The sequence below is a fragment of the Oricola indica genome (genome assembly GCF_019966595.1).
Taxonomy (GTDB): domain Bacteria; phylum Pseudomonadota; class Alphaproteobacteria; order Rhizobiales; family Rhizobiaceae; genus Oricola; species Oricola indica.
Genome location: NZ_JAINFJ010000011.1, coordinates 82,009 through 108,313, shown reverse-complemented (window position 1 = coordinate 108,313; position 26,305 = coordinate 82,009). Strand labels below are relative to the sequence as shown.

Annotated in this window: 25 protein-coding genes; 9 read left to right on the top strand and 16 right to left on the bottom strand. The window is 63.7% G+C overall.

Annotated features, from left to right (window positions below; genetic code table 11):
* Positions 1 to 32 precede the first annotated feature (32 nt).
* The 7 genes from rbfA (at position 33) to LC343_RS20960 (ending at position 7,192) form a co-directional block, all read left to right on the top strand.
* Positions 33 to 446, top strand: a complete 414-nt coding sequence (gene rbfA / locus LC343_RS20990; RefSeq protein ID WP_223479141.1) for a 30S ribosome-binding factor RbfA — start codon at positions 33 to 35, stop codon at positions 444 to 446.
* On the top strand, positions 443 to 733 hold the full coding sequence (locus LC343_RS20985) for an HNH endonuclease (RefSeq protein WP_223479140.1): 291 nt from the start codon (positions 443 to 445) through the stop codon (positions 731 to 733). Before rbfA ends, LC343_RS20985 begins: the two co-directional genes overlap by 4 nt.
* Positions 734 to 780: 47 nt before the next feature.
* On the top strand, positions 781 to 1,758 hold the full coding sequence (gene truB / locus LC343_RS20980; protein WP_223479139.1) for a tRNA pseudouridine(55) synthase TruB: 978 nt from the start codon (positions 781 to 783) through the stop codon (positions 1,756 to 1,758).
* 109 nt (positions 1,759 to 1,867) lie between these two features.
* Entirely contained in the window at positions 1,868 to 3,292 is a 1,425-nt protein-coding gene (locus tag LC343_RS20975; protein WP_223479164.1) for an aldehyde dehydrogenase family protein, read from the top strand.
* A gap of 180 nt (positions 3,293 to 3,472) precedes the next feature.
* A complete protein-coding gene (gene rpsO, locus LC343_RS20970) occupies positions 3,473 to 3,742 on the top strand; it encodes a 30S ribosomal protein S15 (RefSeq protein WP_223479138.1) in 270 nt (89 codons plus the stop codon).
* A 238-nt stretch (positions 3,743 to 3,980) separates the two neighbouring features.
* Positions 3,981 to 6,110, top strand: coding sequence for a polyribonucleotide nucleotidyltransferase (gene pnp / locus LC343_RS20965; RefSeq protein WP_223479137.1), 2,130 nt, complete (start codon positions 3,981 to 3,983; stop codon positions 6,108 to 6,110).
* A 68-nt stretch (positions 6,111 to 6,178) separates the two neighbouring features.
* Entirely contained in the window at positions 6,179 to 7,192 is a 1,014-nt protein-coding gene (locus LC343_RS20960) for a class I SAM-dependent methyltransferase (protein WP_223479136.1), read from the top strand.
* Here the strand turns inward: LC343_RS20960 and LC343_RS20955 are convergent.
* The 4 genes from LC343_RS20955 to fabA all read right to left on the bottom strand — a co-directional run bounded on the left by LC343_RS20955 (position 7,184) and on the right by fabA (position 11,426).
* Positions 7,184 to 8,722: a putative bifunctional diguanylate cyclase/phosphodiesterase gene (locus LC343_RS20955; RefSeq protein WP_223479135.1), complete on the bottom strand. Its 1,539-nt coding sequence runs from the start codon at positions 8,720 to 8,722 to the stop codon at positions 7,184 to 7,186. The two genes, LC343_RS20960 and LC343_RS20955, sit on opposite strands and share 9 nt — an antisense overlap.
* Before the next feature lie 84 nt (positions 8,723 to 8,806).
* Entirely contained in the window at positions 8,807 to 9,616 is an 810-nt protein-coding gene (gene fabI, locus LC343_RS20950) for an enoyl-ACP reductase FabI (protein ID WP_223479134.1), read from the bottom strand.
* Positions 9,617 to 9,635: 19 nt separating this feature from the next.
* Positions 9,636 to 10,856: a beta-ketoacyl-ACP synthase I gene (fabB, locus tag LC343_RS20945; RefSeq protein WP_223479133.1), complete on the bottom strand. Its 1,221-nt coding sequence runs from the start codon at positions 10,854 to 10,856 to the stop codon at positions 9,636 to 9,638.
* A 54-nt stretch (positions 10,857 to 10,910) separates the two neighbouring features.
* The gene (fabA, locus tag LC343_RS20940; protein WP_223479132.1) at positions 10,911 to 11,426 is read right to left on the bottom strand and encodes a 3-hydroxyacyl-[acyl-carrier-protein] dehydratase FabA; all 516 of its coding nucleotides are present in this window, start codon (positions 11,424 to 11,426) and stop codon (positions 10,911 to 10,913) included.
* Positions 11,427 to 11,576: 150 nt separating this feature from the next.
* On the opposite strand from fabA, the gene irrA reads away from it, so the two are divergent.
* Positions 11,577 to 12,011, top strand: a complete 435-nt coding sequence (irrA, locus tag LC343_RS20935) for an iron response transcriptional regulator IrrA (protein WP_223479131.1) — start codon at positions 11,577 to 11,579, stop codon at positions 12,009 to 12,011.
* Between the two features lie 17 nt (positions 12,012 to 12,028).
* Here the strand turns inward: irrA and LC343_RS20930 are convergent, their stop codons facing one another.
* Positions 12,029 to 12,604 carry an SH3 domain-containing protein gene (locus LC343_RS20930; RefSeq protein WP_223479130.1) on the bottom strand — a complete coding sequence of 192 codons (576 nt, stop codon included), beginning with the start codon at positions 12,602 to 12,604 and terminating at the stop codon, positions 12,029 to 12,031.
* Positions 12,605 to 12,810: 206 nt separating this feature from the next.
* On the opposite strand from LC343_RS20930, the gene LC343_RS20925 reads away from it, so the two are divergent.
* On the top strand, positions 12,811 to 13,812 hold the full coding sequence (locus LC343_RS20925) for a 2-hydroxyacid dehydrogenase (RefSeq protein WP_223479129.1): 1,002 nt from the start codon (positions 12,811 to 12,813) through the stop codon (positions 13,810 to 13,812).
* 3 nt (positions 13,813 to 13,815) lie between these two features.
* On the opposite strand, the gene LC343_RS20920 is transcribed toward LC343_RS20925, so the two are convergent.
* The 11 genes from LC343_RS20920 to LC343_RS20870 all read right to left on the bottom strand — a co-directional run bounded on the left by LC343_RS20920 (position 13,816) and on the right by LC343_RS20870 (position 26,301).
* Complete coding sequence (locus LC343_RS20920; RefSeq protein ID WP_223479128.1) at positions 13,816 to 14,610, bottom strand: glutathione S-transferase family protein; 795 nt, start codon at positions 14,608 to 14,610, stop codon at positions 13,816 to 13,818.
* A gap of 95 nt (positions 14,611 to 14,705) precedes the next feature.
* Positions 14,706 to 16,565, bottom strand: a complete 1,860-nt coding sequence (locus tag LC343_RS20915) for an ABC transporter ATP-binding protein (protein WP_223479127.1) — start codon at positions 16,563 to 16,565, stop codon at positions 14,706 to 14,708.
* 5 nt (positions 16,566 to 16,570) lie between these two features.
* A complete protein-coding gene (locus tag LC343_RS20910) occupies positions 16,571 to 17,332 on the bottom strand; it encodes a HesA/MoeB/ThiF family protein (RefSeq protein WP_223479126.1) in 762 nt (253 codons plus the stop codon).
* Positions 17,329 to 18,480, bottom strand: coding sequence for a DNA replication/repair protein RecF (gene recF / locus LC343_RS20905; protein ID WP_223479125.1), 1,152 nt, complete (start codon positions 18,478 to 18,480; stop codon positions 17,329 to 17,331). The genes LC343_RS20910 and recF overlap by 4 nt, the downstream gene beginning before the upstream one ends.
* Before the next feature lie 26 nt (positions 18,481 to 18,506).
* Positions 18,507 to 19,625: a DNA polymerase III subunit beta gene (dnaN, locus tag LC343_RS20900; protein ID WP_223479124.1), complete on the bottom strand. Its 1,119-nt coding sequence runs from the start codon at positions 19,623 to 19,625 to the stop codon at positions 18,507 to 18,509.
* Positions 19,626 to 19,851: 226 nt separating this feature from the next.
* On the bottom strand, positions 19,852 to 21,474 hold the full coding sequence (dnaA, locus tag LC343_RS20895) for a chromosomal replication initiator protein DnaA (protein WP_428982635.1): 1,623 nt from the start codon (positions 21,472 to 21,474) through the stop codon (positions 19,852 to 19,854).
* Positions 21,475 to 22,242: 768 nt separating this feature from the next.
* Positions 22,243 to 22,509, bottom strand: a complete 267-nt coding sequence (gene rpsT, locus LC343_RS20890) for a 30S ribosomal protein S20 (RefSeq protein WP_223479123.1) — start codon at positions 22,507 to 22,509, stop codon at positions 22,243 to 22,245.
* Between the two features lie 124 nt (positions 22,510 to 22,633).
* Positions 22,634 to 23,407 (bottom strand): enoyl-CoA hydratase, encoded by a 774-nt coding sequence (locus tag LC343_RS20885; protein ID WP_223479122.1) that lies wholly within the window; start codon positions 23,405 to 23,407, stop codon positions 22,634 to 22,636.
* A 34-nt stretch (positions 23,408 to 23,441) separates the two neighbouring features.
* Positions 23,442 to 24,335, bottom strand: coding sequence for a bifunctional DNA-formamidopyrimidine glycosylase/DNA-(apurinic or apyrimidinic site) lyase (mutM, locus tag LC343_RS20880; RefSeq protein WP_223479121.1), 894 nt, complete (start codon positions 24,333 to 24,335; stop codon positions 23,442 to 23,444).
* Complete coding sequence (locus LC343_RS20875) at positions 24,328 to 25,566, bottom strand: phosphopentomutase (protein WP_223479120.1); 1,239 nt, start codon at positions 25,564 to 25,566, stop codon at positions 24,328 to 24,330. The genes mutM and LC343_RS20875 overlap by 8 nt, the downstream gene beginning before the upstream one ends.
* Positions 25,567 to 25,695: 129 nt before the next feature.
* Positions 25,696 to 26,301 (bottom strand): TadE/TadG family type IV pilus assembly protein, encoded by a 606-nt coding sequence (locus LC343_RS20870; protein ID WP_223479119.1) that lies wholly within the window; start codon positions 26,299 to 26,301, stop codon positions 25,696 to 25,698.
* Positions 26,302 to 26,305 lie beyond the last annotated feature (4 nt).

The following is a 26,305-nucleotide window of genomic DNA, read 5'->3' as shown; positions in this document are numbered from 1 at the left end:
ATCCCGCGGGGCGAACAAAACAGAGTAAGCCAATGTCACGTTCTGAACAGTCGAAGGGGCCGTCCCAGCGCCAATTGCGTGTCGGCGAACAGGTTCGCCACGCCCTCACCGAAATCCTGCAGCGCGGCGAAGTCCGCGATCCCGTCCTCGAAGGCTCGGTGATCTCGGTCAACGAGGTGCGCATGTCGCCGGACCTCAAGATCGCCACGGCCTATGTCACGGCGCTTGGCCGCGAGGACATGGACCCCGTCGTCAAGGCGCTCGCCGCCAACGCGAAGTTCATTCGCGGCCGCGTCGGCCCGTCCCTTCGCCAGATGAAATACATGCCGCAATTCCGCTTCCGCGCCGATACCAGCTTCGACAATTTCTCGAAGATCGACGAATTGCTGCGGTCTCCCGAGGTTGCGCGCGATCTCGACCACGGGGAGGGAGACGAGAACGAGTGAGGGCGGGCGAAGCGGCAACCTGCTGGCTGTGCGACCGGGCGCTCGGGCCCCGCGTCGAATGGCACCACCCGGTGCCGAAAAGTCGCGGCGGCCGGGACACGGTCCCCGTCCATCCGATCTGCCACGCCACGCTGCATCGCCATTTCTCCAACACGGAGCTTGCCGTCTTCGGCGACGATGTCGCGGCGCTGAGACGACAGGAGAAGGTCGCGCGCTTCCTGCGCTGGATCGACCGCAAGCCGCCAGAATTTCACGCGCCGACCCGCAAGCGGCGCAACTCGATATAGAATCCGCCGCGCCTTCGCCGGCGGATGCATGAACGGACAGGAAAAACATGGGTCGCAGAAAGAAAAAGGGCCGTCCGGTATCGGGCTGGCTGGTGCTCGACAAGCCGCTCGGCATGGGGTCGACCGACGCCGTCTCGAAGATCAAATGGCTGTTCAAGGCCGAGAAGGCGGGGCATGCCGGCACGCTCGATCCGCTGGCCTCTGGCATCCTGCCGATCGCGCTCGGCGAGGCCACCAAGACGGTGCCCTACGTGATGGACGGCGCCAAGGTCTATCGCTTCACTGTCGCGTGGGGCTCGGAGACGGCGACCGACGATGCCGAGGGCGAGGTGCTCAAGACCTCGGAAGACCGTCCGGCCCGCGATGCCATCGAGGCGATCCTCGGCGATTACACCGGCACGATCCAGCAGAAGCCGCCGGCCTATTCGGCGATCAAGATCGCCGGCGAGCGCGCCTATGATCTCGCCCGCGAGGGCGAAGCCGTCGATATCCCGGCCCGCGAGGTCGAGATCGAGAGCCTGGAGATCGTCAGCCACGAAGACGGACGCACCGCCTTCGAGGTCGATTGCGGCAAAGGAACCTATGTCCGTGCGCTCGCCCGCGACATGGGGCGCGATCTCGGTTGCTACGGCCATGTCGTCGAATTGCGTCGCACGGTCGTCGAACCCTTCGATGAGGAAGACGCGGTCTCGCTCGAGGAACTGGAAAAGGCCGTCGCCGAGGCCGAAGCGGCCGTGGCCTCCGAAGGTGAGGAGGATGAAATTGTCGAGGAGCGCCTGAAGGCGCGGTTCGCGGCGCTCGATCCGGTTCTCCTGGATACTGGCGAGGCGATGGACGGTTATCCGCAGGTCGTCATGTCGGGCGATCAGGCGAATCGCATTCGTCTCGGCAATCCGGTGATTCTGCGCGGCCGCGACGCGCCGCTGCCCGCCGAAGACGCCTGTGCTTTCGAACACGGCAGGCTGATCGCCATCGGCGAGATCGCCGGCGGCGAGTTCCGGCCGCGCCGCGTCATCAAGACCTGACCTGCCGTGCGGGATCGCAAGAATGCGACCTGCAGGATCGCTGCGCCGATAGCGTCTCGCATGGGCTTTGTGCTGGTGTAGCGAAATGAACAAACGAAAGGATCTCACCATGATCGAGAAACGGGATTTCTATATCGACGGCAAATGGGTCGCGCCGCGCGCGCCCAATGATTGCGACGTCATCGATCCGGCCACGGAAGAGGCCTGCGCCGTCATTTCGCTGGGCGCGAAAGCCGATGTCGACGCTGCCGTCGCGGCCGCGCGCCGCGCTTTCCCGGCCTGGGCGGCGACGCCGCTTGAAACCCGCATCGCGCTGCTGGAAAAGCTCGACGCCGTCATGCAGCGCCGCATCGGCGAGCTCGGCGAGGCGATCTCGCTGGAAATGGGTGCGCCGATCGATTTCGCCACCAACGACCAGGCGGCCTGCGGCCCGTGGCATATGAGCGGCTTCCTCGAAGGCGCGAAGCACATCGCATGGGAAGAACCCTTCGCCGAGGGACAGGTGATCGTGCGCGAGCCGATCGGCGTCTGCGGCCTCATCACGCCGTGGAACTGGCCGATCAACCAGATCGCGCTGAAGGTCTATCCGGCGCTCCTGACCGGCTGCACCTGCATCCTGAAACCCTCGGAGATCGCGCCGCTCTCGGCGCTCCTGTTCGCTGAGTTCGTCGACGAGGCGGGTTTCCCGGCCGGTGTCTTCAATCTCGTCAATGGCGACGGCCCGGGTGTTGGTGAGGCGATGTCCAACCACCCCGACATCGACATGATGTCGTTCACCGGCTCCACCCGCGCCGGGACGGCCGTTTCCAGGGGCGCGGCCGAAATGGTCAAGCGCGTCACGCTGGAGCTTGGCGGCAAGTCGCCCAACATCATCTTCGCCGATGCCGACCTGCCGCGCTCCATCCGCCGCGGTGTCGATCACTGCATGGAGAACACCGGCCAGTCCTGCAATGCGCCGACCCGCATGCTGGTCGAACGCCCGGTTTACGAAGAAGCGGTCGATCTTGCCCGGCAGTCCGCCGAGGCCGTCGGCGTCGGCAATCCGCGCGAGCATGGAGATCATATCGGCCCGCTCGTCTCGCAGGCGCAGTTCGACAAGGTCCAGGGCCTGATCGAGACCGCCATTTCGGAAGGCGCGCGGCTTGTCACGGGCGGCATGGGCCGCCCCGACGGTATCAATCGCGGCTACTATGTGCGCCCGACGGTCTTCGCCGACGTGGATAACGGGATGACGATCGCACGCGAGGAGGTCTTCGGTCCGGTGCTGGTCATGATCCCCTTCGAGGGCGAGGAAGAGGCTGTCGCCATCGCCAACGACACGCCTTACGGCCTTGCTGCCTATCTCTCGACGGGCGACGCCGAAAAGGGCCAGCGCGTCGCGCGGCAACTGCGCGCCGGAATGGTCCGCGTCAATGGCGCCGGCTTCTCCGCCGGCCATCCCTTCGGCGGCTACAAGCAGTCCGGCAATGGCCGCGAGGGCGGCCGCTGGGGCATCGAGGATTTTCTGGAGGTCAAGATCGTCAGCGCGCGCTAGCCAGCGAAGCGCCATGTCGAGCGGTATCTCCGGAAACCCTCGACATTTGGCCTTTCATCGCTTATATGCGCGCCAGCATTCCCGAAATGCGAAACACGGCCCCTGCTGGACGACATCCCGGCACAGGGCGGCTCACCCGAACAAAAAAGGGGCTTGGCCCCGAAATAGAAAGGACACACGATGTCGATTACGCCTGAGCGCAAAGCCGAACTTATCCAGAAATTCGCGACCAAGGAAGGCGACACAGGTTCGCCGGAAGTCCAGGTGGCGATCCTCACCGAACGGATCACCAACCTGACCGAACACTTCAAGGGCCACAAGAAGGACAACCATTCCCGCCGTGGCCTCCTGAAGATGGTTTCGCAGCGCCGCAGCCTTCTGGACTATGTGAAGCGCATCGACGTGGCACGGTATCAGACGCTGATTTCCGAACTCGGCATTCGCCGCTAACAAATTGACGGACCGGTCCTGCCGGTCCGTCTTTGCCATTCCGGGGCATTAACCGGAAAACACCGGCCGGCGGACATTGGTGCCGCCGCCAGACCCGAGGGAGCTTCGGGGCAGGATTGCCGGCTGCTTGAGACCGTTCCAAGCATCCTGTCGTCTTGCCCGTCGCTCGTTCAGAACGAAGACAGGGGCGATCCGCGCGATAACGCAGCGGATGCGTTCCGCATAACAAGGACAAGACATGTTCAATCATCACAAGGTCGAAATCGACTGGGGCGGCCGCCCGCTCATTCTCGAAACGGGCAAGGTTGCCCGTCAGGCGCATGGCTCGGTCATCGCCACCTACGGCGAGAGCGTCGTTCTGGCCACCGTCGTCTCCGCCAAGGAGCCGAAGCCCGGCCAGGATTTCTTCCCGCTGACCGTCAACTACCAGGAAAAGACCTTCGCGGCCGGCAAGATCCCCGGCGGCTTCTTCAAGCGTGAAGGCCGCCCGTCGGAAAAGGAAACGCTGACCTCGCGTCTGATCGACCGCCCGATCCGCCCGCTTTTCCCCGACGGCTACAAGAACGACACCCAGGTCGTCCTCACCGTTCTTCAGCATGATCTGGAAAACGATCCGGACGTCCTCGCCATGGTCGGCGCTTCCGCTGCGCTGACGCTCTCCGGCGTTCCCTTCATGGGCCCGATCGGCGGCGCGCGCGTCGGCTACATCAACGGCGAGTATGTGCTCAACCCGCATATCGACGAGATGGAGGAAAGCGAACTCGATCTGGTCGTCGCCGGCACCACGGACGCCGTGCTGATGGTCGAGTCGGAAGCCAACGAACTGTCCGAAGATGTCATGCTCGGCGCGGTCATGTTCGGCCATCGCTCGATGCAGCCGGTCATCAACGCCATCATCAAGCTGGCCGAAGTCGCCGCCAACGAGCCGCGCGATTTCCAGCCGGAAGATCTCTCCGCCCTCGAAGGCGAGATGGAAGGCCTCGTCGCCTCGGAACTGGCGGAAGCCTACACCATCACCGACAAGCAGGACCGCTACAAGGCCATCGACGCCGCCAAGGCGAAGGTGAAGGCGCATTTCGCGCCGGCCGAAGGCGAGGAAGCCGCATGGACCGGCGAGCAGATCGGCTCGGTCTTCAAGTCGCTTCAGGCCAAGGTGGTCCGCGGAAACATCCTCAAGACCAAGACCCGCATCGACGGCCGCGATCTTTCGACGGTCCGCCCGATCGTGTCGGAAGTCGGCATCCTGCCGCGCACGCACGGTTCGGCCCTGTTCACCCGCGGTGAAACCCAGGCTCTCGTCGTCGCCACGCTCGGCACCGGCGAGGACGAGCAGTTCATCGACGCGCTGACCGGGACCTACAAGGAATCCTTCATGCTGCACTACAACTTCCCGCCCTATTCGGTCGGTGAAGCAGGTCGCATGGGCTCCCCGGGCCGCCGCGAGATCGGCCACGGCAAGCTGGCATGGCGCGCGGTGCACCCGCTCCTGCCGAGCGCCGAGGAATTCCCCTACACGCTGCGCGTCGTCTCCGAGATCACCGAGTCCAACGGCTCGTCCTCGATGGCAACCGTTTGCGGCACCTCGCTGTCGCTGATGGATGCGGGCGTTCCGCTGAAGTCGCCGGTCGCGGGCATCGCGATGGGCCTCATCAAGGAAGGCGAAGACTTCGCCGTCCTCTCCGACATTCTCGGTGACGAGGATCATCTCGGCGACATGGACTTCAAGGTGGCCGGTTCGGCCAATGGCGTGACCTCGCTGCAGATGGACATCAAGATCCAGGGCATCACCGAGGAGATCATGCGCGTCGCTCTCGACCAGGCCAAGGACGGTCGCCTGCACATCCTCGGCGAAATGTCGAAGGCGCTGTCGGAAAGCCGTGCGGAACTGGGCGAATTCGCCCCGCGCATCGAGCAGCTGCAGATCCCGGTCGACAAGATTCGTGACGTCATCGGCTCGGGCGGCAAGGTGATCCGCGAGATCGTCGAGCAGACCGGCGCGAAGATCAACATCGAGGACGACGGCACGGTGAAGATCGCATCGGCCTCCGGCAAGGAGATCGAGGCGGCCAAGAAGTGGATCCACTCCATCGTGGCCGAGCCGGAAGTCGGCGAGATCTACGAGGGCACGGTCGTCAAGACCGCCGATTTTGGCGCCTTCGTGAACTTCTTCGGCCCGCGTGACGGCCTCGTCCACATTTCGCAGCTCGCTCCCGAGCGTGTCGGCAAGACTACCGACGTCGTCAAGGAAGGCGACAAGGTCTTCGTCAAGCTGATGGGCTTCGACGAGCGCGGCAAGGTCCGCCTGTCGATGAAGGTCGTCGATCAGGAGACCGGCAAGGAAAAGCCGCGCGAGGAAAAGGCCGAGTAGGTCCTTTCATCCCGGAATGAACAACGACGCGGGGCATTTTGCCCCGCGTTTTTTCTTTGAGGCACGAGATGAGCGGCGCTGTCGAAACCCTGTTCCTGCCCCTGTCGTCCGGCGATATCGACCCGCCGCGCGAAGGCGAGCGCGTCGCTTTTCTCAACGCCGCCGTTCCGCTGTCTGCGCCTGACCCGGCACTCAAGGCGGCGCTTTTGTGCGAGCAGGGCTTCCGCCCGGACTATCTCGCGCTGGAGCGTGCCGGTTTCGCCGTGACTGCCGACCTAAATGCGCAAGATGGCAGCCTGGCTGCCGCGCTGGTTCTGGCCGGCAAGCACAAGGGCGAGAACCACGCGATGCTCGCGCGTGCCGCCCGCCTTGTGAAACCCGGAGGCACCATCGCCGTCGCGGGCGACAAGGCACTCGGCATTGCCAGCTTGCGCAAATGGGCCGGAGACCGCGTCGCGATCGAAGGCTCGCTCGCCAAGCACCACGCCACGGTCTTCTGGTTCGCCGCGCCGGGCGATGAGACCTTCGCCGATGCGTTTGCAGCGCCCGCCACCGTGGATGGCCGCTTCGAAACCGCACCGGGCATGTTCTCCCACACCAGGCCCGATCCCGGCTCCATCCTGCTGGCGCGCCATTTCGATGACCGCATCAAGGGCGCGGTCGCCGATTTCGGCGCGGGCTGGGGTTATCTGGCGGCGCATGTGCTGGAGAATGGGCGTCCGCAAAGCCTGGCGCTTTTCGAGGCGCATCATCCCTCGCTGCAGGCCGCGGGGCGCAATCTCGCGGATATCCTTGGCGACGTGACGCTCGAAATGCATTGGGCCGACCTGACATCCGAACCGCTCGACCGCCGCTTCGACTGGATCGTCATGAACCCGCCCTTCCATGCAGGCCGCGGGTCGGAGCCGGATATTGGCAAGGCCTTCATCGCGGCGGCATCGAAGGCGTTGAAGCCCGGCGGTCGTTTGCTGATGGTCGCGAACCGCAAGCTGCCCTACGAGCAGGCGCTGACGCAGGGGTTCCGGCACGTGAAGGAAGTAACGGTGGAAGCCGGTTACAAGGTCGTGGAAGCTTTACGCTAGCACGCTCTCGGGCTCGTCGTGCTCTTCGCGGGTGTCCTCGATTGCGACCGGTTTGCCGAAGTAATACCCTTGCATCAACGTGCAGCCGGCAGCCTCCAGGAGAAGCTTTTGCGCCTCCGTTTCCACGCCTTCGGCCAGCACTGAGACGCCGAGCGCATGCCCGAGATTGACGACCGTGGAAATGACAGCCGCGCCGTTCTCGTGCTCGCCGATCCGCGCCACGAGCGACTGGTCGAGTTTCAGCTTGGTAAAGGGCAATTCGGTCAGGTAGCCGAGATTGGAATAGCCTGTTCCGAAGTCGTCGATCGAGATCGCACAGCCAAGATCGCGGATTTCCTGGAACTTCCGGCGCACGGTAAAATGATCGAGGATCAGGATGTTCTCGGTGACTTCCAGTTCGATCCGTTTCGGCGAGACACCGTGAGCGCGCATCACTTCTGAAAACCGCGCGACGAAGTCCGGATACTCCAGTTGCTTCGGAGAGACGTTCACGGCGATCGTGACATCCTGCGGGAACCGGGCGATGTCCTCGCACACGCGTTTCAGCACCCACATTCCGATCTGACCGATCAATCCGCATTTCTCGGCGACAGAGATGAACTCCGAGGGCGGGATGTAGCCCTTCTCGGGATGGTTCCAGCGCAACAGTGCCTCATAACCGACGACCTCCCCCGAAATGCTCTGCACCTGAGGCTGGTAGACCAGTTCGAAATCTCGCGTATGCACAGTCTTCGCAAGCTCGCTCTCGATCCATTTGCGGTAGGTGTCTGACCGGGTCATCTCCGGATGGTAGATGGCCCAGTTTCCGAGCCCGCCCGCCCGCGCATTGCTGCGCGCCAGGTTCGTCCGTCTCAGCGCGGTGGCCATGGAACGGTTCTCCGGGCCAAGCTCGACAAGGCCCGCTGTGCAGAAGATCGGTATCACGTGGTGGCCCAGGCGGATCGGCCGGGCCATCTCTTCCAGCACGGCCGTCATCACGGCATGCAGTTCGCGTTCGTCATGACTGACCTGGAACGCGAAGGCGAATTCGCTTCCGGTGATCCGCGCCACCGGGCCCAGATCGCCGACCAGCCGGCGGATACGGTCGCCGATATATCGCAGTATTTCGTCACCCGTCTCCGCGCCATGCACCTGATTGATGTCGCGGAATGTGTCGACCTCGATCGATACGAGCATCCAGCGCATCAGCTTGTGCATATGGCTCTCACCGGATTCGTCCAGGCCCGTGACGGCCTTTTCCAGACCTTCGCGCGAAAGAAGGCCGGTGGCGGAGTCGGTGGCGAGCGCGGCCTCGTAGACTTTCGAGGCTTCGTCGGAGCCGATGAAATAGGCATGTGCGCAGCCGGCCCCTGCAAGTGCGGACAGGCCGGCGATAATCGCTGAAATGGCGTTGAAATCGGATGCGCCGGCAGCGTCCAGCTGGTTCATCATCACCGCCCAGAGGCTGAGTGAAGCGGCGCCGAAGCCGCTCGAAAAAATCGTGATCAGCCGGAAAAGACTCGAATGTGCAACGGTAGACCGACTAGACATGACAACCTCGAACGTTTCGAAGATTGCCCGTCAAACCCTAATAAGCCGTTGCTTAACAGTCGTTTTTTGGACTGTCGCGGCAGCCTATTTGGGGTCGAGCTTGCGCAGTTCGTCCATCATCGGCATCGACATGATGTTGTACCCCGAATCCACGTAATGAATTTCACCCGTGACGCCCGAGGACATGTCCGACAGCAGATAGAGAGCCGACTGTCCGATTTCCTTGATGTCGACAGTCCGACGGAGAGGAGAATTGCGCTGCTGGTATGAGAAAATCGGTCGCGCGTCGCCGATGCCGGCACCCGCAAGCGTCCGCACCGGCCCCGCAGAGATCGCGTTGACGCGCACCCCGTCCTCGCCGAAATCGGCCGCCAGATACCGCACCATCGCCTCCAGAGCCGCTTTCGCGATACCCATCACATTGTAGTTCGGCATCACGCGCACCGATCCGCCATAGGTCAGCGTCAGCACCGATCCGCCCTTGTTGAGCAGCGGTGCCGCAAGCTGTGCGACTTCGGTGAAGGAATAAGCCGAAATCACCATCGTGCGCGTGAAGTTGGCCCGCGTGGTGACGTCGAGATAGCGGCCCCTGAGTTCGTTGCGATCCGAAAAGCCGATGGCATGAACGAGGAAGTCGATCGATCCCCATTCGGATTTCAGCGTGTCGAAAACGCTTTTGACGCTCTCGATGTCCTCGACATCGCATGGCATGAGCAGTTTCGAGCCGATCTCCTCGGCCAGCGGTTTCACGCGTCTGCCGAAAGCATCGCCCTGATAGGTCAGCGCGATCTCGGCGCCCTGGTCGGCCAGCGCCTTGGAGATTCCCCAGGCGATGGAGTGGTCGTTGGCCACTCCCATGATCAAGCCGCGTTTTCCCGCCATTAACCCGTTCATGCTTGCAGTTCCTCTCAGGTCAGCCGTTATGGCGTTGGAAAACCAGGGTGGCGTTGGTGCCGCCGAAGCCGAAGGAGTTGGACAGCACCGTATCGATCTTGGCGTTGTCGATGCGTTCGCGCACGATCGGCATGCCTTCGAACTCCGGATCGAGTTCGCTGATATGGGCGCTCTCGCCGATAAAGCCGTTCTGCATCATCAGGATCGAATAGATCGATTCCTGCGCCCCGGCCGCGCCGAGCGAGTGGCCGGTCAGCGATTTCGTCGAGGCGATGTAGGGCATCTCCTCGCCGAAGACCTCGCGGATCGCCGCCATTTCGCGGCTGTCGCCGACGGGCGTCGAGGTGCCGTGCGTGTTGATGTAATCGGCCTTGCCGTCGACGGTCGCCATCGCCTGGCGCATGCAGCGCACCGCGCCTTCGCCGGAAGGGGCCACCATGTCGTAACCGTCGGAGGTCGCGCCGTAGCCGACGATCTCGGCATAAATCTTCGCGCCGCGCGCCTTGGCGTGCTCCAGTTCCTCGAGCACCAGCACACCCGCGCCGCCGGCGATGACGAAGCCGTCGCGCGCCACGTCATAGGCCCGCGAGGCGGTTGCGGCCGTGTCGTTGTGCTTCGACGACATCGCGCCCATCGCGTCGAACAGGTTCGACATCGTCCAGTCGAGATCCTCGTGGCCGCCGGCGAAGACCATGTCCTGCTTGCCCCACTGGATCAGTTCGTAGGCGTTGCCGATGCAATGCGCCGACGTCGAGCAGGCCGACGAGATGGAATAGTTGACGCCATGGATCTTGAACCAGGTCGCCAGTGTCGCCGATGCGGTTGACGACATCGCCTTCGGCACCGCGAACGGCCCGATGCGCTTCGGAGACCCTTTCTCGCGGGTGATGTCGGCGGCCTCGACGATCGTGTGGGTCGACGGTCCGCCCGATCCCATGATGATGCCGATCCGGTCATCGGTGATCGTGTCCGTGGTCAGCCCGGCATCGGCGATCGCCTGTTCCATGGCGACGTGGTTCCACCCCGCGCCCTGTGACAGGAAGCGCATGGCCCGCCTGTCGACGAGTTCGCTGGGGTCGAGCGTTGGCGCTCCCCAGACCTGGCAGCGGAATCCGCGTTCAGCGAAATCCGGAGAGAAACTGATGCCGGATTTCGCTTCGCGCAGCGAGGCGGTGACCTCTTCGGCATTGTTGCCGATGGATGAAACGATACCCAGCCCTGTAACGACGACGCGTCTCATGAAAGGCTCCCTGGCTTGTGTGGAGGGCGCTGCGGCCCTGCAGGCTGCGTTGTGTCAGGCCGTTTTTTCTTGGAACAGACCGACACGCAAGTCCTTCGCCTGAAAAACCGTTTCGCCGTCGGCCTTGACGAGGCCATCCGCGATACCGAGCACCAGCCGGCCGCGCATCACGCGCTTGAAGTCGATCTCGTAGCTGACCAGCTTCGTCTTCGGCGTGACCATGCCCTTGAACTTGACCTCGCCCGTCGAGATTGCGCGCCCCTTGCCGGGCTCGCCAAGCCAGCCGAGGAAAAAGCCCGTCAATTGCCAGAGCGCATCGAGGCCAAGGCAGCCGGGCATCACCGGGTCGCCGATGAAGTGGCAGGGGAAGAACCAGAGATCGGGTTTGATGTCGAATTCCGCGCGAATCTGACCCTTGTCGTTCTCGCCGCCGGTCTCGCTGATATTGGTGATCCGGTCGACCATGAGCATCGGTGGAGCCGGCAGCTGCGCATTGCCCGGACCGAACATCTCGCCGCGAGCGCAGGTCATCAACTCCTCGAATGTATAGCTGGATTTCTGGTCAGCCATCGGCCGCTTCTTCCCTTCGTGTTCTTTCAGGCGTCGCGGGAGGGTTCCTCCGGACCCGCGCCTATTGATCGTTCAAGCCATAGCGAATATATGAAGACCACTGCAAGGGACAGAAAAATTCGCTGTTTTGCACGCAAGTTGAAACACGTTATGCGGGAATTGGACGAGGAATTGGCTGAGTCTGGGGTGGAGATCAGGCACAAACTGCAGAGCGCGGGGCTTCGGCCGACGCGGCAACGCGTTGCGCTTGCTGAACTGTTATTCGCTCAGGGTGATCGCCATCTCGCTGCCGAGGACCTGCATGGCGAGGCGCTCGCCTCCGGCGTGCCCGTCTCGCTTGCGACCGTCTACAACACGCTGCACCAGTTCACCGATGCGGGCATGCTTCGCATTCTGTCGGTGGAGGGCTCGCGCACCTATTTCGACACCAACACCTCCGACCACCATCACTTCTATGTCGAGGAGGATGGCGAGGTGATCGACGTTCCTGTCTCGAGCCTCTCGGTTCAAAACCTGCCCGAGCCGCCCGAGGGCATGGAAGTCGCCAATATCGATGTGGTGATCCGGCTGCGCCGCAAGCGCTGAGCCGCGGGCTTTCTCTTCTACTTGATGACTTCGTCCGGATACGCGCCCCAGAGTTCCGCCTGGTTGACGTAGCCGCGAAGCTTGCGGCTTTCATAGCCGACTTCCAGCTCGCACCAGGCGCCGTCGCAGGATGCGATCTTGCCGACAACGCCCGGTTCCAGATAGGCGACCACGCCGGCTGCGGCGGCAGGCGTGTTGTAGAGGATCACCGTGTCGTCGGGGGAATTTTCCTCGCGCCAGGGCGAAGCGATGGCCGTGCGCTCGCCCGAAAGCAGCGAGCTGTGGATCCACCCCGTGGTGCCGTCCGCATCGCGCACCCGGCGCCAGTTGTCGTATTCCTGGATGATCTCCATCGGAATGCCGTTCTTCAGGTACCGGTAGGCGACCGAGTAGTCCGACCCTGGCCCGACGCGCATGTTCACCTTCGTCGCCTTGAGGCTGACGTAACGCGGCAGCGGCAATCCGCTCGCACCGCGATTGATCGAACCGGTCTGCTGTGCGGTCGCCGGCGCGGCGGTCGCGAAGGCGGCAAGCGCGATGGCGAGGGCAATGGCGGCTTTCGGCGCGGCGGAGAGGAAGAAACGGGAATACATGCGGTCTCGGCCTTTCGATTTTCCGGGCGGTCGCGGTGCTGCGGAGGGGAGCGTCGCGGACGCGCGCAAAACTCTTTGTCATGGCCCGGCCGCCTTGCTAGAGAACGGCGAACGGGCCGAATTCTATTTTGGTCCCACATTGGTTAATGAGCACTCAACACTTGTCCCGGGCTGGAACAAGAAAGAGTGCGTCCTAGGGAGTGCGAATGCCCCTGAGCCGAAAACCGCTGGTCGTCATCACGCGCAAGCTGCCGGAGGCCGTCGAGGTCCGGATGCGCGAATTGTTCGATGTGCGTCTGAACGAGACCGACCGGCCCATGTCGCGCGAGGAACTGGCCGAGGCGATGGGCATCGCCGAGGTGCTCGTGCCGACCGTCACCGACAGGATCGACGCCGAGCTGATCAGCAGGGCCGGCCCGCAACTGAAGCTGATCGCCAATTTCGGCAACGGCGTCGACAATATCGACGTCAAGGAGGCCCACGCCCACGGCCTGACTGTCACCAACACGCCCAACGTCCTCAACGAGGACACGGCCGACATGACCATGGCGCTGATCCTCGCCGTGCCGCGCCGGCTCACCGAGGGCGCGGCTGTGCTGACGGGTGAGGGCGAATGGCAGGGCTGGTCGCCGACATGGATGCTCGGCCGCCGAATTTCCGGCAAGCGCCTCGGCATCGTCGGCCTCGGCCGCATCGGCATCGCGGTGGCGCGGCGCGCCCGCGCATTCGGCCTGTCGATCAACTATCACAATCGCCAGCGCATGTCGGAGGCGATCGAGACCGCGCTTGGCGCGACCTGGTGGGAAAGCCTCGACCAGATGCTCGCCCACATGGACATCGTCTCGGTCAACTGCCCGTCCACACCGGCGACCTTCCATCTCCTGTCCGCGCGCCGGCTCGAACTGCTCCAGCCGACGGCCTATATCGTCAACACCTCGCGCGGCGACGTGATCGACGAGAACGCGCTGATCCGGCTGATCGAGGAGGATCGTATCGCCGGCGCCGGCCTCGATGTCTTCGATAACGAGCCGACCCTCGACCCGCGCCTGCGCGAACTGGCCCGCAAGGGCAAGGTCGTCGTCTCGCCACATATGAGCTCGGCAACCATCGAAGGCCGCATCGAGATGGGCGAAAAGGTCATCATCAATATCCGCATGATGGCCGATGGCGACCGCCCGCCGGACCGCGTCCTGCCGTCGATGGTGTAAGCCTCAGACCAGCCCCAGCTCCGCGTCGGTCGCGGCCGCATCGTATTTGTCGCGCGGCGGCCAGGGCCGGTCCTTCCAGTCAGGCGTGAAGACGAAGCTTGAGACCGAGCGGCCTTTCGGCAGCGCGCCATTGCCCGCGCCGAGCGCATAGTCGTGGTAGCTCTTGACGATTTCCTCGTATGAAACCTGCTGCGCGGCCTCGTGCTCCAGACAGGCGGCCTTCCACTTGCGCACCCGGTCGTATTCCTCACCCGACGGCAACTCGAAATTCTCGTAATAGTCGAGGAACCAGAACCGCATGAACATCGGCGTGAACACGGCCTCGGCCAGTCCGAAGTCGTCGAAGAGAAACGTGCCGCCGGGATTGTGTTCCACAAGAAAGCCGTTGATGTCCCGGTAGAGCGCCAGCAGCTTGTCGTTGAACGCGTCGCGTTTCGCCCGGTCCTGGTTCATGACGAAGAGATACCCCGCCGCCGTGAACGGACCTTCCTTTGCGATCAGCATGTTTTCGACCGCATGTTCGAACGGGTCGCTTCGCCGAACCGGGGTTCCAAAAACCTCGTCGAAATAGCGCAGGATGACGAGGCTTTCCTTCAGGATGCGCCCGTCGGGCGTTTCCAGAACCGGCAGGGCCGTCGTGCCGCGCGTCTTCTTCAGCAATTCCGGGTCGCGTGGCTTGGTAATGTCGACGACGCTGAACGCCACGTCGCCGGTGCAGCCCTTCAGTGCCAGCAAGATCTCCAGCCGTTGCGAAAACGGGCAGACCGGGATGTGGTAGATGGTGGGACGAATGGTCATGCATGCTCCTCACTGGCTCGGAGCCGCATCCAACCGCCACGCTTCCGCAACGTCAAGTGTCGGGAAGGCGTCGTCTTTTTGTCCCGACCGATGGCCTATGCCGGGTCGATCGTGTCCGGGATATAGCCGCCGGTCTGTCGCTTCCACAATTTGGCGTACAGCCCGTCCTGCTCGAGAAGCGCCGCCGGCGTTCCCTCTTCGGCGATGCGGCCTTCGTCGAGGACGACGATCCGGTCCATGCTGGCGATCGTCGAGAGACGGTGCGCGATCGCGATCACGGTCTTGCCTTCCATCAGCAGCGCCAGCTTGTCCTGGACCGCCGCTTCCGCCTCGCTGTCGAGCGCCGACGTGGCCTCGTCGAGAACGAGGATCCGCGCGTCCTTGAGAAGCACCCGTGCAATGGCGACGCGCTGCCGCTGTCCGCCCGAGAGCTTCACCCCGCGATCGCCGACATAGGCATCGAAGCCGGTGCGGCCTTCGCCGTCTTCCAGATCGGCGATGAACCCGTCCGCCTCGGCGAGCGCGGTGGCGTGTTCCATCTCCTCGTGCGTCGCCTCCGGCCGGCCATAGAGAATGTTGTCGCCGACCGACCGGTGGAGCAGCGACACATCCTGCGTCACGACGCCGATACTGTCGCGCAGGCTCTCCTGGGTCACGTCGCGGATATCCTGGCCGTCGATCCGGATTGCGCCGCCCTCGACATCGAAAAAACGAAGCAGAAGGCTGACCAGCGTGGATTTGCCCGCGCCCGACAGCCCGACCAGCCCGACCTTTTCGCTGGGCCGGATCGACAGCGACAGGTCGCGGATGACGCGTTGTCCCTCGCGGTACTCGAACCGGACGCCGCTGAACTCGACCGCGCCCTCGCTCACAACGAGTGGCCTGGCGTCCGGCGCGTCGACGATCGTCGGCGGCGTGGTGACCACGGGCATGGCGTCGCGGATCGTGCCCACCGCGCGGAAGATCTGCTGGCCCATCTGCAGGAAGGCGCGCGAATTCGCGCTGAGCCGCTGCACGATGGCGATCGAGGCGACGAATTCGCCTGTCGTGACGAAACCGGCGACGAGGCCCCAGAACCCGATGGCGATATTGGCGACTAACAGCAGCGCATTGAAAACCACGACAGTGCTGTCGGTCGTCAAATGCAGGCGCCGTTCCATCTGCTGGGTGCGGATCGATTCGCCCATCACGCCGCGCATCGCGCCTGCTTCGCTGTCCTCGGCGGCGAACAGCTTCACCATCTGGATATTGGCGTAGAGGTCCGTCATCGCACCCACCACGAGGCTGCGCGCGCGGGCGGCATGGCGCGAGCGTTCCGCAAAATGCGGCACCGCGACGACGGCGAGGGTGACGTTGGCGGCGATCCATATGAAGACCGGTATCGCAAGCGGCCAGGACAGTGTGGCGAGCAGGACGAGCGAGCCGACGAATTGCACCAGGAAATACGGAACGGAATAGAAGGCGACGACGATCTGCTGCTGCACGGCCGAAGCGACCTGCGAGATACGCGAGGCCACCTGCCCGGCGAACAGGTCCTGGAAGAAGGCGAGATCCTGCCGCTCGACCGCCTTGTGCCCCTGCCACTGCATTGCCGCCGGCATGCTGACGGCGACGACCTGGGAGTTCAACGTGTTGGCGAGAAAGATGAGCACTGGCACCACGGGAACGATGAGAAAGCCGAGAAGCGCAAGGATCGGCCATTCCTCTGACAGGAACGCGGAAGCGCCCTTCGCCCCGACACCGTCGACGGCGAACGAGATACCCCAGATGGTGGCGAGGTTGATTCCCTCGACCGTCACCATCAGCAAGGCCACGGCCGCCAGGACACCGCGAAACATCCGCGCGAAATGCGCCAGAAGGGCGAATGGCCCGCTCGCCGGAAGCGGCTCATAGGGAATGTCGAGCGGACGGACAATCGTCTCGAAGGGGCGGAAAATGAAATCGGACGCTGACATGGCGCTCACCCGCGCCGCCGGTAAGTCATCGTCTGGAACCGAACCGATAGCGCGTCATAAAGCAGGAGCTTTCCGACCAGCGGTTCGCCCGTTCCGGTGATCAGTTTCAGCGTCTCGACGGCCTGCAGCGTGCCGATTACGCCAGCGACCGCGCCGAGAATGCCGGTCTCCGCGCAGGTCGGCACCGTGCCGTCCGGCGGCGGCTCGGGAAACAGGTCGCGGTAACGCGGATTGGGCGCGCCCTCGGCGTCCGTCTCGTGCGGCGCAAGCACGGTCAGGCTGCCGTCGAAACGGCCGAGCGCGCCCGCGACCAGCGGCATCGCCAGCGCCTCCGCCATGTCCGCCACGAGGTAGCGCGTCCCGAAATTGTCCGAGCCATCGACCACGATGTCGTAGTCCTTCATGATCGCGGACGCGTTGTCCGCCGTCAGCCGCGCGCGATGTTCGACGATTTCGACCAGCGGATTGACCTCGCCGAGCGCATGCGCCGCGCTCTCGGTCTTGGGCCGCCCGATATCGCCGCTTCCGTGCAATATCTGGCGCTGCAGGTTCGACAGGCTCACCGCATCGTCATCGACCACGCCCAACGTGCCGACCCCCGCGGCCGCCAGGTAGAGAAGCACCGGGCTGCCGAGGCCGCCCGCGCCGATGACCAGGACGCGCGCCTTCTTCAGCTTCTGCTGGCCGGCGCCGCCGATCTCGGACAGGATGATGTGGCGCGCATAGCGCTCGATCTCGTCGGGCTTCAAGGCCTTGTCGTCATTCATGTCGGGTCCGCTTCCGCCGCAAGGGCGCCGTTTTCGACCCGGAAATGCTGCGCCCGGTCGGCCAGCGCATCGAACAGCGCCCGGTCGGTGCCGGTCATGAAGGCTTGTCCGCCGACATCGTCGATGCGGTCGAACAGGGCGGCGCGGCGTGCCGGATCGAGATGCGCCGCGATTTCGTCGAGTAGCATGATCGGCGCCATGCCGGAAACCGTGCGCGTCAGGCTTGCGTGGGCGAGCACTAGCCCGACGAGAAGCGCCTTCTGTTCGCCGGTCGAGCAGCGCGCTGCCTCCATGTCCTTTTCCGTGTGGCGGATGGCGAATTCGGCGCGGTGCGGTCCCGACAATGTGCGTCCCGCCGCCCGGTCGCGATACCGACCGTCGCGATAGTCGGCGACGAGCCGGTCCTCGATTTCGCCTGCCGCCATGCCCTCGCGCGCGGCCTCCTCCATCGTGCCGACCAGCGCGAGCGTGGCCGTCGGAAACGGATCATCGCCGTCGCGCCGCGCATCGATGATGCCCGCGAGCAACCCCGCCAGTTCCTGCCGTGCCGCGATGATCGCCGAGCCGAGCGCGGCCAGCTGCGTTTCGGTCGCGGCGAGCCAGGCATCCGTCTGGCCGGTCGCGGGCTCGTCGAGCAGCCGGTTTCGCTGCCGCATCGCCTTTTCGTAATCCGCCGCCCGGCGGCCATGCGCCGGATCGATGGCCAGCACCATGCGGTCGAGGAAACGCCGCCGGTCCGAGGCCGGACCGGTGAAAAGCCCGTCCATCGACGGCGTCAGCCAGATGATGCGGCACAGGTCGAGCAGTTCGTCGGCGGTCTTGGCGTTGGTGCCGTTGATGCGCAGCCGGCGCTGCCCGGCGTCGCCGAACGCGGTGCCGGTGCCGATCGCATAGCTTTCGCCATCGCGTTCCAGCGTCGCGTGGATCGCGAAGCCGTTCTCGGTCCCGGCCTTCGCCACGTCGGCCAATTGCGCGCGGCGCAGGCCACGGCCCGGCGACAGGAACGACACAGCTTCCATGAGATTGGTCTTGCCGGCGCCGTTCGGCCCGGTCAGCACGATATGCTTCGGCTGGAACGCGACCGAAAGCTGCGCATAGTTGCGGAACGCCGTCAGTTTCAGCGCGGAGAGATGGCTTTCCGGCGTCATCGTCCCACGGTTCGCGGATCCCGCTCCTAGACGCGCATCGGCATCAGCACGTAGAGCGAATTCTCGTCCGCCGTGTCGATGATCAGTGTCGGCGATCCGGCATCGGCAAGCGTGAACTTCACGTCCGATCCGGTGATCTGGTTGGTGATGTCGAGAAGGTAGCGCGCGTTGAAACCGATCTCCATCGGTTCCGCTTCGTAGCCCACCGCCAGTTCCTCGGTCGCCGATCCGGAATCGGGGTTGTTGACGGTCAGCGTCATCTGGCCGTCGGTGAGCGCGATCTTCACCGCACGTCCGCGTTCGCTGGAAACGGTGGAGACGCGGTCGACGGCGGAGGCGAAGGTCTGCCGGTCGACCATCATGTCCTTGTCGTTGGCGGTCGGTATGACGCGCTGATAGTCCGGGAACGTGCCGTCGATCAGTTTCGAGGTCAGCACAATGCCGCCGATGGTGAAGCGAATCTTCGAGTCAGAGAGTTCCACGGTCACCGCGACATCCGGATCGTCGACGAGCTTCTGCAACTCGCCCACCGTCTTGCGCGGGATGATGATGCCGGGCATCTGTTCGGCGCCGTTGGGCGCAGTAGTCTCGCAGCGCGCCAGCCGGTGTCCGTCGGTCGCCACGGCGCGCAGCACCATGTCGCCGTCGCTTTCGGCCGTGTGCATGTAGATGCCATTGAGATAGTACCGCGTCTCCTCGGTGGAGATCGCGAACTGTGTGCGGTCGATCAGCGCCCGCAACTGCCCGGATTCGAGCCGGAACGTATGCGTGAACTCGCCGGCAGTCAGTTCCGGGAAGTCGGACTGCGGCAGGCATTGCAGCTTGAAGTTCGAGCGCCCCGAAATCACCGTCATCGAATTGCCGTCGGCATCCGTCGACAGCATGACTTCCGTGCCGTCGGGAAGCTTGCGCACGATGTCGTAGAGAAGATGCGCTGCGACGGTCGTTGCGCCGGCCTGTTCGACGACCGCCGGCACAGCCTCGGTGATCTCGAGGTCGAGGTCCGTCGCTTTCATTTCCAGCGCCGAACTGTCGGCTTTCAGAAGCACGTTCGAAAGGATCGGTATCGTATTGCGGCGCTCCACGACCCTGTGAACGTGGTTCAGGGATTTCAGCAGGTTGGCTCGCTCGATTGTGACACGCATTGTTCGCTGTCCGCTTGGGTAAATCACTGATGGACCGGCGGAATGACGGGTGGCGCGGCTGCGGATTCGGGCGAATCCGTCGACGCCGGGTCCCCGCCGGATCGGACCGCGAATGTGGCGGTTTGCGGTCCGAAAAGCAAGCGCGCAGCAAAAGGCCGCGCACGAGGCGCGGCCAAAGATTGGGGAAAAGAGCGCAGTCCCGGCGAAGCGCCGCCGGGGCCGCTTGTTATTCCTCGATCAGTCGCTTCAGGAGCTCGAGTTCCTTGGCGAGCTGGCCGTCTTCGGCGATCATCGATTCCACCTTTCGCACCGCGTGCAACACCGTCGTGTGATCACGCCCGCCGAAGCGGCGGCCGATTTCCGGCAGCGAACGCGGCGTCATGATCTTGGCCAGATACATGGCGATCTGGCGCGGTTTGACGATCACCCGCGTACGCCGGTTGGACAGCATGTCCGTGCGCGACACATTGTAGTGGCGCGAGACGGCGCGCTGGATGTCCTCGATGCGGATCTTGCGGTTGTCCTCGACGCGCACGAGATGACCCAGAATGTCGTCGACACGGTCGATCGAAAGGTCCGGCTCGAAGGAGTGACGGAAGACCAACTGGTTGAAGGCGCCTTCCAGTTCGCGGAAGCTGGAGGTCACGTTCTTGGCGACGTGATCCAGAACGTCGCTGCCGATCTCCAGCGTCAAATCGTCCCGCTTTGCGCTTTCGAGGCGCTGCTGCAGCATGGCGAGCCGCATGTCGTAGTCGGGCGCGCCGATTTCCAGCGCAACGCCGCCCTGCAGGCGTGATCGCACCCGCGCATCCAGCGATTCCAGTTCATGCGGCGGCCGGTCGGCGGCGACGACCACCTGGCGCGCGCTGTCGAGCAGCGTGTTGATCAGGTGGCAGAACTCCGACTGGATCTTCTTGCCCTGCAGGAACTGCATGTCGTCGATGATCAGGAGGTCGATATCGTGCAGCGTTTCCTTGAGAAGGAGCGCATTGTTGTCGCGAATGGCGCTGGCGAAACGCCACATGAAATATTCGGCGGTCAGGTAGACGACGCGCTTCTTGGGCTCGTCGGCGAGCACGCCGTTGGCGATCGCCTGCAGAAGGTGCGTCTTGCCCAGGCCGACCGAGGCATAGATGAACAGGGGGTTGAAACGGGCCGAATTGGCCCCCTGGTCGGCGGCCGCGCGGGCTGCGGCGAGACTGACGCGGTTCGACTTGCCCTCGATGAAATTGTCGAAGGTGTAATGCGAGTCGATCGGCGAGCCGATCAGCTTGCCATTGGCGTTCTGCTCGGCGAAGCCGCCACTGCGCGCCGCCTTGGCCCGGTCCTGGTTGTATACGGCGCGGGCGACCGGCTGCACGGAGGTCTTCTTGGCGGCAAGGCCGGGGTTCTTCGCGTCCTCGGGACGGATATGCGCAGGCTTCGTCGCGCTGCGCACAACGATCTCGACCTGCATGATCTGCGGAACCTCTTCCGTCCAGAGCGCCAGAAGGTCGTCTATATAATGGCTGTTGATCCACGACCGCAGGAAGGCCGTCGGCACGGACATCCGCGCCACGTTGCGGCTGACCGAATCCAGTTTCAGGCGGCCGAACCAGCTGTTGTAGACATCGGCGCCGAGCTTGGCGCGCAATCGCTGCTGCACGCGGTCGAAAGCCGCTTTTCGTTTTGGAGTATCGTTCTCGAAATCGTCTGGAGTGGTGTCCGGCCCGTCCATCTTGTCGTCGCTCAAAATTTCCCCCTTGATCGAAGTCGAGGCCGATTGTGTTGCGCGTTTTCCAATCATTATTGCTGGTATGCTGGCCGGTCCCTCGTTCCGTCCGCTGATGCGCCCGCTATCGTATCTCATCGACCCTCTCTCTGTCGCCAGTATTCATCGGTATGTGTTGGGTGTGGTCGTCGATTCCGCGTTGCCCGTCGCGGAATAGCCACTGTCGGTCGTCTATCTCTTGCCCGGCGCCCCCACGGCATAGCCCCACCGTTCACCGGTCGCGAAACCGACGGTCCCCGAGGCTGTTCTCGTTCTCGTTTGGAGTGACAGGCGAAGTGCCTGTCGTTAGACAAAACCCTGCCGTCTTCGCGCCCTGGATCCCGAAAAAAGAACCCTGCGGAGAAGCGCGCCGACGTCTGTTTGAGCGTCTTGTCTGATGGCCTCAAGATAGCGAAAAGCGGCATGCGAAAGCAAGTCGTGTTTACCGATTTTTAATCTCCAAAGCGGACCAAATCGGACGTCGGCTGATGCGATTCGAGCCTTGTGTAAACCTAAACAATTGTGATTCCACGACTTTAGATTTTGGCTCCGGAGAGCCCCCGTCGGGAATCTAATTTTTTAATTATTTCTCATCGTAAGATTTTGGGAGAGGGATTCCACATGGGGTTATCCACGTGGAGGATGCGATTATAAGTTATTGTAATTATTTGTTTTTTTAAAACGACCGAAAATCAGGCGACAGTTTCGCGACATCCGTCGCGATCCTGTTCATGTGGGCGTCGCCGCCTAAGGCTTTGCGCCAGAACGCAAAACTCGGTTTCCACAAATGGTGGCTTCTCGCCGCCCGGCAACAAAAAAGCCCGGCAGGGCCGGGCTCGAAAAAATCATTTTGCCAGCTAATGGAAATCAGCTTGCAATCGCCTTCACGCGAGACGCCAGGCGCGAGATCTTGCGCGACGCCGTATTCTTGTGCAGCACGCCCTTGGAAGCGGCACGCATGATCTCCGGCTGCGCGGCTTTCAGCGCGTCGCTTGCCGCCTTGGCGTCGCCGGCTGCGATCGCTTCCTCGACCTTGCGCATGAAGGAGCGGATGCGGGAGCGGCGGTTCGTGTTCACCGCGGTGCGGCGTGCGATCTTGCGCGTCGCCTTCTTGGCCGAGACTGTATTGGCCATGGTGTCCTCTTTCTTTTTTCCGGGTCCCCGCGGCGGCGTTGGCGCCAGTCAGGGCAGCTAAAAACGTAATGGCGACCGGTTGGCCGCCAAGGTGCGCGGTCTATACGCGCAAATCACCGGGTCGTCAACGGTTCTTGAAGCTCGGCGAACGCTTCTCCGCGAAGGCGGCCATGCCCTCTTTCTGGTCCTCCAGCGAAAACATCGAATGGAAGACCCGCCGCTCGAAGCGAAGCCCTTCGGCGAGCGTCGTTTCGAACGACCTGTTGACCGTTTCCTTGGTCATCAGAACGACCGGCGCGGAGAAGGAGGCGATCTTGCCGGCGGCGCGCATCGCTTCCTCGATGACATCGTGATCGGGCACGACCCGCGCCACGAGGCCGGAGCTCTCCGCCTCGGCGGCGTTCATCAGCCGACCGGTCAGGCACATTTCCATCGCCTTGGCCTTGCCGATGGCCCGGGTGAGGCGCTGCGTGCCGCCCATGCCCGGCATGACGCCGAGTGTGATTTCCGGCTGGCCGAATTTCGCGCCCTCGCCGGCAATGATGAAGTCGCACATCATCGCCAGTTCGCATCCGCCGCCCAGCGCATAGCCGGAGACGGCCGCGATGATCGGCTTGCGGGTCGCCGCGAACCGGTCCCAACCCGAGATGAAGTCGCCCATATAGACGTCGACATAGGTGTGGGACTGCATTTCCTTGATGTCGACGCCGGCGGCGAAGGCCTTGGCCGATCCCGTGATCACCATCGCGCCGATCTTGGCGTCCTTGTCGTATTTGCCGACCGCGTCGAGCAATTCTTCCAGGAGCTTCGAGTTCAGCGCATTCAGCGCGTCGGGCCGGTTCAGCGTGATCAGGGCCACATCGCCGCGTTTCTCTGTCAGGATCGTGTCGTAGGCCATCTTCGTCTCCCCGTTCGACATGCCGTTGGACCGGCTACTTCTGGCACGCCGGACAGTAGAAAGTCGAGCGCCCCGATTGGACGATGCGGCGTATCGTCCCGCCGCATCCGTCGCTGCGGCAGATTTCGCCTTCACGGTCGTACACGGCGAAGGAATGCTGGAAATAGCCGAGAGTTCCGTCGGCCTGCATATAGTCCCTGAGCGACGATCCGCCGGCGGCGATGGCGTCGGCGATGACCGCGCGGATCGCATCGGCCAGGCGTATGCAGCGTTGCGTCGGCGTCCCGTCGCGGCGCACCAGCGTGCCTGCCGCGCGTTTGGGCGACAGTCCGGCGCGCCACAGCGCCTCGCATACATAGATGTTGCCGAGACCGGCGATCGCGCTTTGGTCGAGCAGGGCCGCCTTCAGCGGTGTCCGGCGACCGGCCAGCATCCGCGCCAGCGCCGCGCCATCCAGCGCGTTTCCCGTCGGCTCCAGCCCGAGATTTTTCAGATGCGGATGCTCCGCCATGCCGTTTCGGTCGGTCAGGAACATGAAGCCGAAGCGGCGCGGATCGTTGTAGATCACGCGGCACGCCGCACCGTCAGCGCGCGCGAGATGGAAGACCACGTGATCATGCGCCGCCAGCTTGCCGCGCGCATGGTGGAAGTCCCCCGGCATCGCGGCCCCGTCGTCTGTCTCGATGCGAAAGGAGCCGGACATGCCGAGATGACAGACGAGCACGCTCCGGTCGTCCAGCTCGACGGTGAGATATTTTGCGCGCCGCCCGAGCGCGACGATCCGCCGGCCTTCCAGCGCCGCTTTCATCCCCTCAGGCAGCGGAAAGCGAAGATCGGGCCGCCGCAACTCGACATCGCCGATGCGCGCGCCTTCCATAGCCGGCTGCAGGCCGCGCCGAACGGTCTCGACCTCCGGCAGTTCAGGCATCGGCGATGGTGGAGAGGAACGATGTCCCGTGCGGTCCGGCGGCGAGACCGAGATGTTCGGCGATGGTTTCGCCCATGTCGGCATAGCTCGGCCGGACACCGATCGTCCCGGGCTGCAATCCCGGCCCCGTGCCGATGATCGGCACGCGTTCGCGGGTGTGGTCCGTGCCGCGCCATGTCGGATCGCAGCCATGGTCGGCGGTGATCATCATCAGGTCGCCGTCCCGCAGCTTCGCCGTCAGTTCCGGCAGCCGCCGGTCGAATGCCTCCAGCGCAGCGGCATAACCGGCGACATTGCGCCGATGGCCGTAGAGCATGTCGAAATCCACGAAATTGGTGAAGACGAGGTCGCGGTCGCCCGCCTCGTCCATCGTTTCCAGCGTCGCATCGAGCAGCGCCATGTTGCCGGTCGCCTTGCGCAGCTTGGTAATGCCCTGATGGGCGAAGATGTCGCCGATCTTGCCGACAGCGAGCACGCGCCCGCCCGCATCGGTCAGCCGGTCGAGAAGCGTCGGTTCCGGCGGCAGGACGGAATAGTCGCGCCGATTGCCGGTTCGCTCGAAATCCTCCGCGCTGCTTCCGAGGAAGGGGCGCGCGATCACGCGGCCGATATTCAGCGCATCGACATGGGTGCGCACCATTTCGCACAGTTCATAGAGACGCTGCAGGCCGAAGGCTTCCTCGTGCGCGGCGATCTGGAAGACGGAATCGGCGGACGTGTAGAAGATCGGCAGCCCTGTCTTCACATGCTCCTCGCCGAGCTCGGCGATGATCTCCGTGCCCGAGGCATGCTTGTTGCCGAGTGAACCCTTAAGGCCCGCTTCCTTGTAGATCGTGTCGAGCAGGTCCTGCGGGAAGCAGGGAATCTCGTCGGGAAAATAGCCCCAGTCGAAGCGCACCGGCACGCCGGCGATCTCCCAGTGGCCGGAGGGCGTGTCCTTGCCGTTCGACACTTCGTCCGCCGCGCCCCAGAAACCTGTGACGGTTGGCGCCTTGGAAGCTTCGGCCAGCGGATGTCCCGAGGCCGCGTCGAGCGCGTGGAAAAGGCCGAGCGCCGCCAGATTGGGCAGTTTCAGCGGGCCTTCGCGCAGGCCCGCTTCGTCGGCCTCGCCGTGCGCGGCGCGCTCCATGATGTGCCCGACCGTGTTCGATCCCGTGTCGCCGAAAGCCTCGGCGTCGTTGGCACCGCCGATGCCGACGGAATCGAGGACGAAGAGAAATGCGCGCTTCATGAGATCAGCCTGCCAGATTGCATTGCCGGATGCGGCCGATCGGCCGGTCGGACACGGAAGATGGCATCGCCAATCGGCGGAAACAAGGTGAGGGATCTAGCCTGTCGCACCGGCGCACCGGCGCGAGGTTCAGCAGTTGGTGCAGGGAATGGACGCGCCGAGACGCGGGCGCAGGAAATAGCGTTCGCTCATCTCGATCACGCCGACGCCGTCTTTCAACTTGCCCGTCGTATCGCCGATCAGCCAGTGAACGATCGGGACATAGTCGAGTTCCGCGTCAACGCGCACCAGAAACGTGCCGTCGATGCGCAGGTCGTCGGGAACCCAGGTGTTCTGGTTTTTGTTCAGACCGGCGTCGTCGAACGTGCCCTTGTTGTAGCGCCGCGCCCAGGCAACCTTGCCGCCGGTCGGATAGGAGGAGTTCACATTGATCGCGGTGATCGTGATCCTAGGCTTCTCGGCGGTATAGGGAAACAGAAGCGACTCGCCGATTTCCAGCATGCCCTTCAGGTCGGTCTTGTTGGTTTCCGTCTGCTGGGTCACGAGGTCGGCCACCGTGGCGGCGATACGCGACACCTTCTTGTTGATCGAGACGGCGCCCGAAATCTCCAGCGTGCCGAGATACATCACCAGCATCATCGGAACGACGAGCGCGAATTCGATCGCGGCCGCGCCGCGCCGGTTTGCGGTAAAGCGGCGGAATTTCGCGATGAGGCTGCGGGTCTTTGTCATCATCGCA

Bases quoted from the DNA above. Each gene is read 5' to 3' on its own strand.
- rbfA (WP_223479141.1), top strand. From the start codon at position 33: ATGTCACGTTCTGAACAGTCGAAGGGGCCGTCCCAGCGCCAATTGCGT.
- truB (WP_223479139.1), top strand. From the start codon at position 781: ATGGGTCGCAGAAAGAAAAAGGGCCGTCCGGTATCGGGCTGGCTGGTG.
- LC343_RS20975 (WP_223479164.1), top strand. From the start codon at position 1,868: ATGATCGAGAAACGGGATTTCTATATCGACGGCAAATGGGTCGCGCCG.
- rpsO (WP_223479138.1), top strand. From the start codon at position 3,473: ATGTCGATTACGCCTGAGCGCAAAGCCGAACTTATCCAGAAATTCGCG.
- pnp (WP_223479137.1), top strand. From the start codon at position 3,981: ATGTTCAATCATCACAAGGTCGAAATCGACTGGGGCGGCCGCCCGCTC.
- LC343_RS20960 (WP_223479136.1), top strand. From the start codon at position 6,179: ATGAGCGGCGCTGTCGAAACCCTGTTCCTGCCCCTGTCGTCCGGCGAT.
- LC343_RS20955 (WP_223479135.1), bottom strand. From the start codon at position 8,722: ATGTCTAGTCGGTCTACCGTTGCACATTCGAGTCTTTTCCGGCTGATC.
- fabI (WP_223479134.1), bottom strand. From the start codon at position 9,616: ATGAACGGGTTAATGGCGGGAAAACGCGGCTTGATCATGGGAGTGGCC.
- fabB (WP_223479133.1), bottom strand. From the start codon at position 10,856: ATGAGACGCGTCGTCGTTACAGGGCTGGGTATCGTTTCATCCATCGGC.
- fabA (WP_223479132.1), bottom strand. From the start codon at position 11,426: ATGGCTGACCAGAAATCCAGCTATACATTCGAGGAGTTGATGACCTGC.
- irrA (WP_223479131.1), top strand. From the start codon at position 11,577: ATGCGGGAATTGGACGAGGAATTGGCTGAGTCTGGGGTGGAGATCAGG.
- LC343_RS20930 (WP_223479130.1), bottom strand. From the start codon at position 12,604: ATGTATTCCCGTTTCTTCCTCTCCGCCGCGCCGAAAGCCGCCATTGCC.
- LC343_RS20925 (WP_223479129.1), top strand. From the start codon at position 12,811: ATGCCCCTGAGCCGAAAACCGCTGGTCGTCATCACGCGCAAGCTGCCG.
- LC343_RS20920 (WP_223479128.1), bottom strand. From the start codon at position 14,610: ATGACCATTCGTCCCACCATCTACCACATCCCGGTCTGCCCGTTTTCG.
- LC343_RS20915 (WP_223479127.1), bottom strand. From the start codon at position 16,565: ATGTCAGCGTCCGATTTCATTTTCCGCCCCTTCGAGACGATTGTCCGT.
- LC343_RS20910 (WP_223479126.1), bottom strand. From the start codon at position 17,332: ATGAATGACGACAAGGCCTTGAAGCCCGACGAGATCGAGCGCTATGCG.
- recF (WP_223479125.1), bottom strand. From the start codon at position 18,480: ATGACGCCGGAAAGCCATCTCTCCGCGCTGAAACTGACGGCGTTCCGC.
- dnaN (WP_223479124.1), bottom strand. From the start codon at position 19,625: ATGCGTGTCACAATCGAGCGAGCCAACCTGCTGAAATCCCTGAACCAC.
- dnaA (WP_428982635.1), bottom strand. From the start codon at position 21,474: ATGAGATACGATAGCGGGCGCATCAGCGGACGGAACGAGGGACCGGCC.
- rpsT (WP_223479123.1), bottom strand. From the start codon at position 22,509: ATGGCCAATACAGTCTCGGCCAAGAAGGCGACGCGCAAGATCGCACGC.
- LC343_RS20885 (WP_223479122.1), bottom strand. From the start codon at position 23,407: ATGGCCTACGACACGATCCTGACAGAGAAACGCGGCGATGTGGCCCTG.
- mutM (WP_223479121.1), bottom strand. From the start codon at position 24,335: ATGCCTGAACTGCCGGAGGTCGAGACCGTTCGGCGCGGCCTGCAGCCG.
- LC343_RS20875 (WP_223479120.1), bottom strand. From the start codon at position 25,566: ATGAAGCGCGCATTTCTCTTCGTCCTCGATTCCGTCGGCATCGGCGGT.
- LC343_RS20870 (WP_223479119.1), bottom strand. From the start codon at position 26,301: ATGATGACAAAGACCCGCAGCCTCATCGCGAAATTCCGCCGCTTTACC.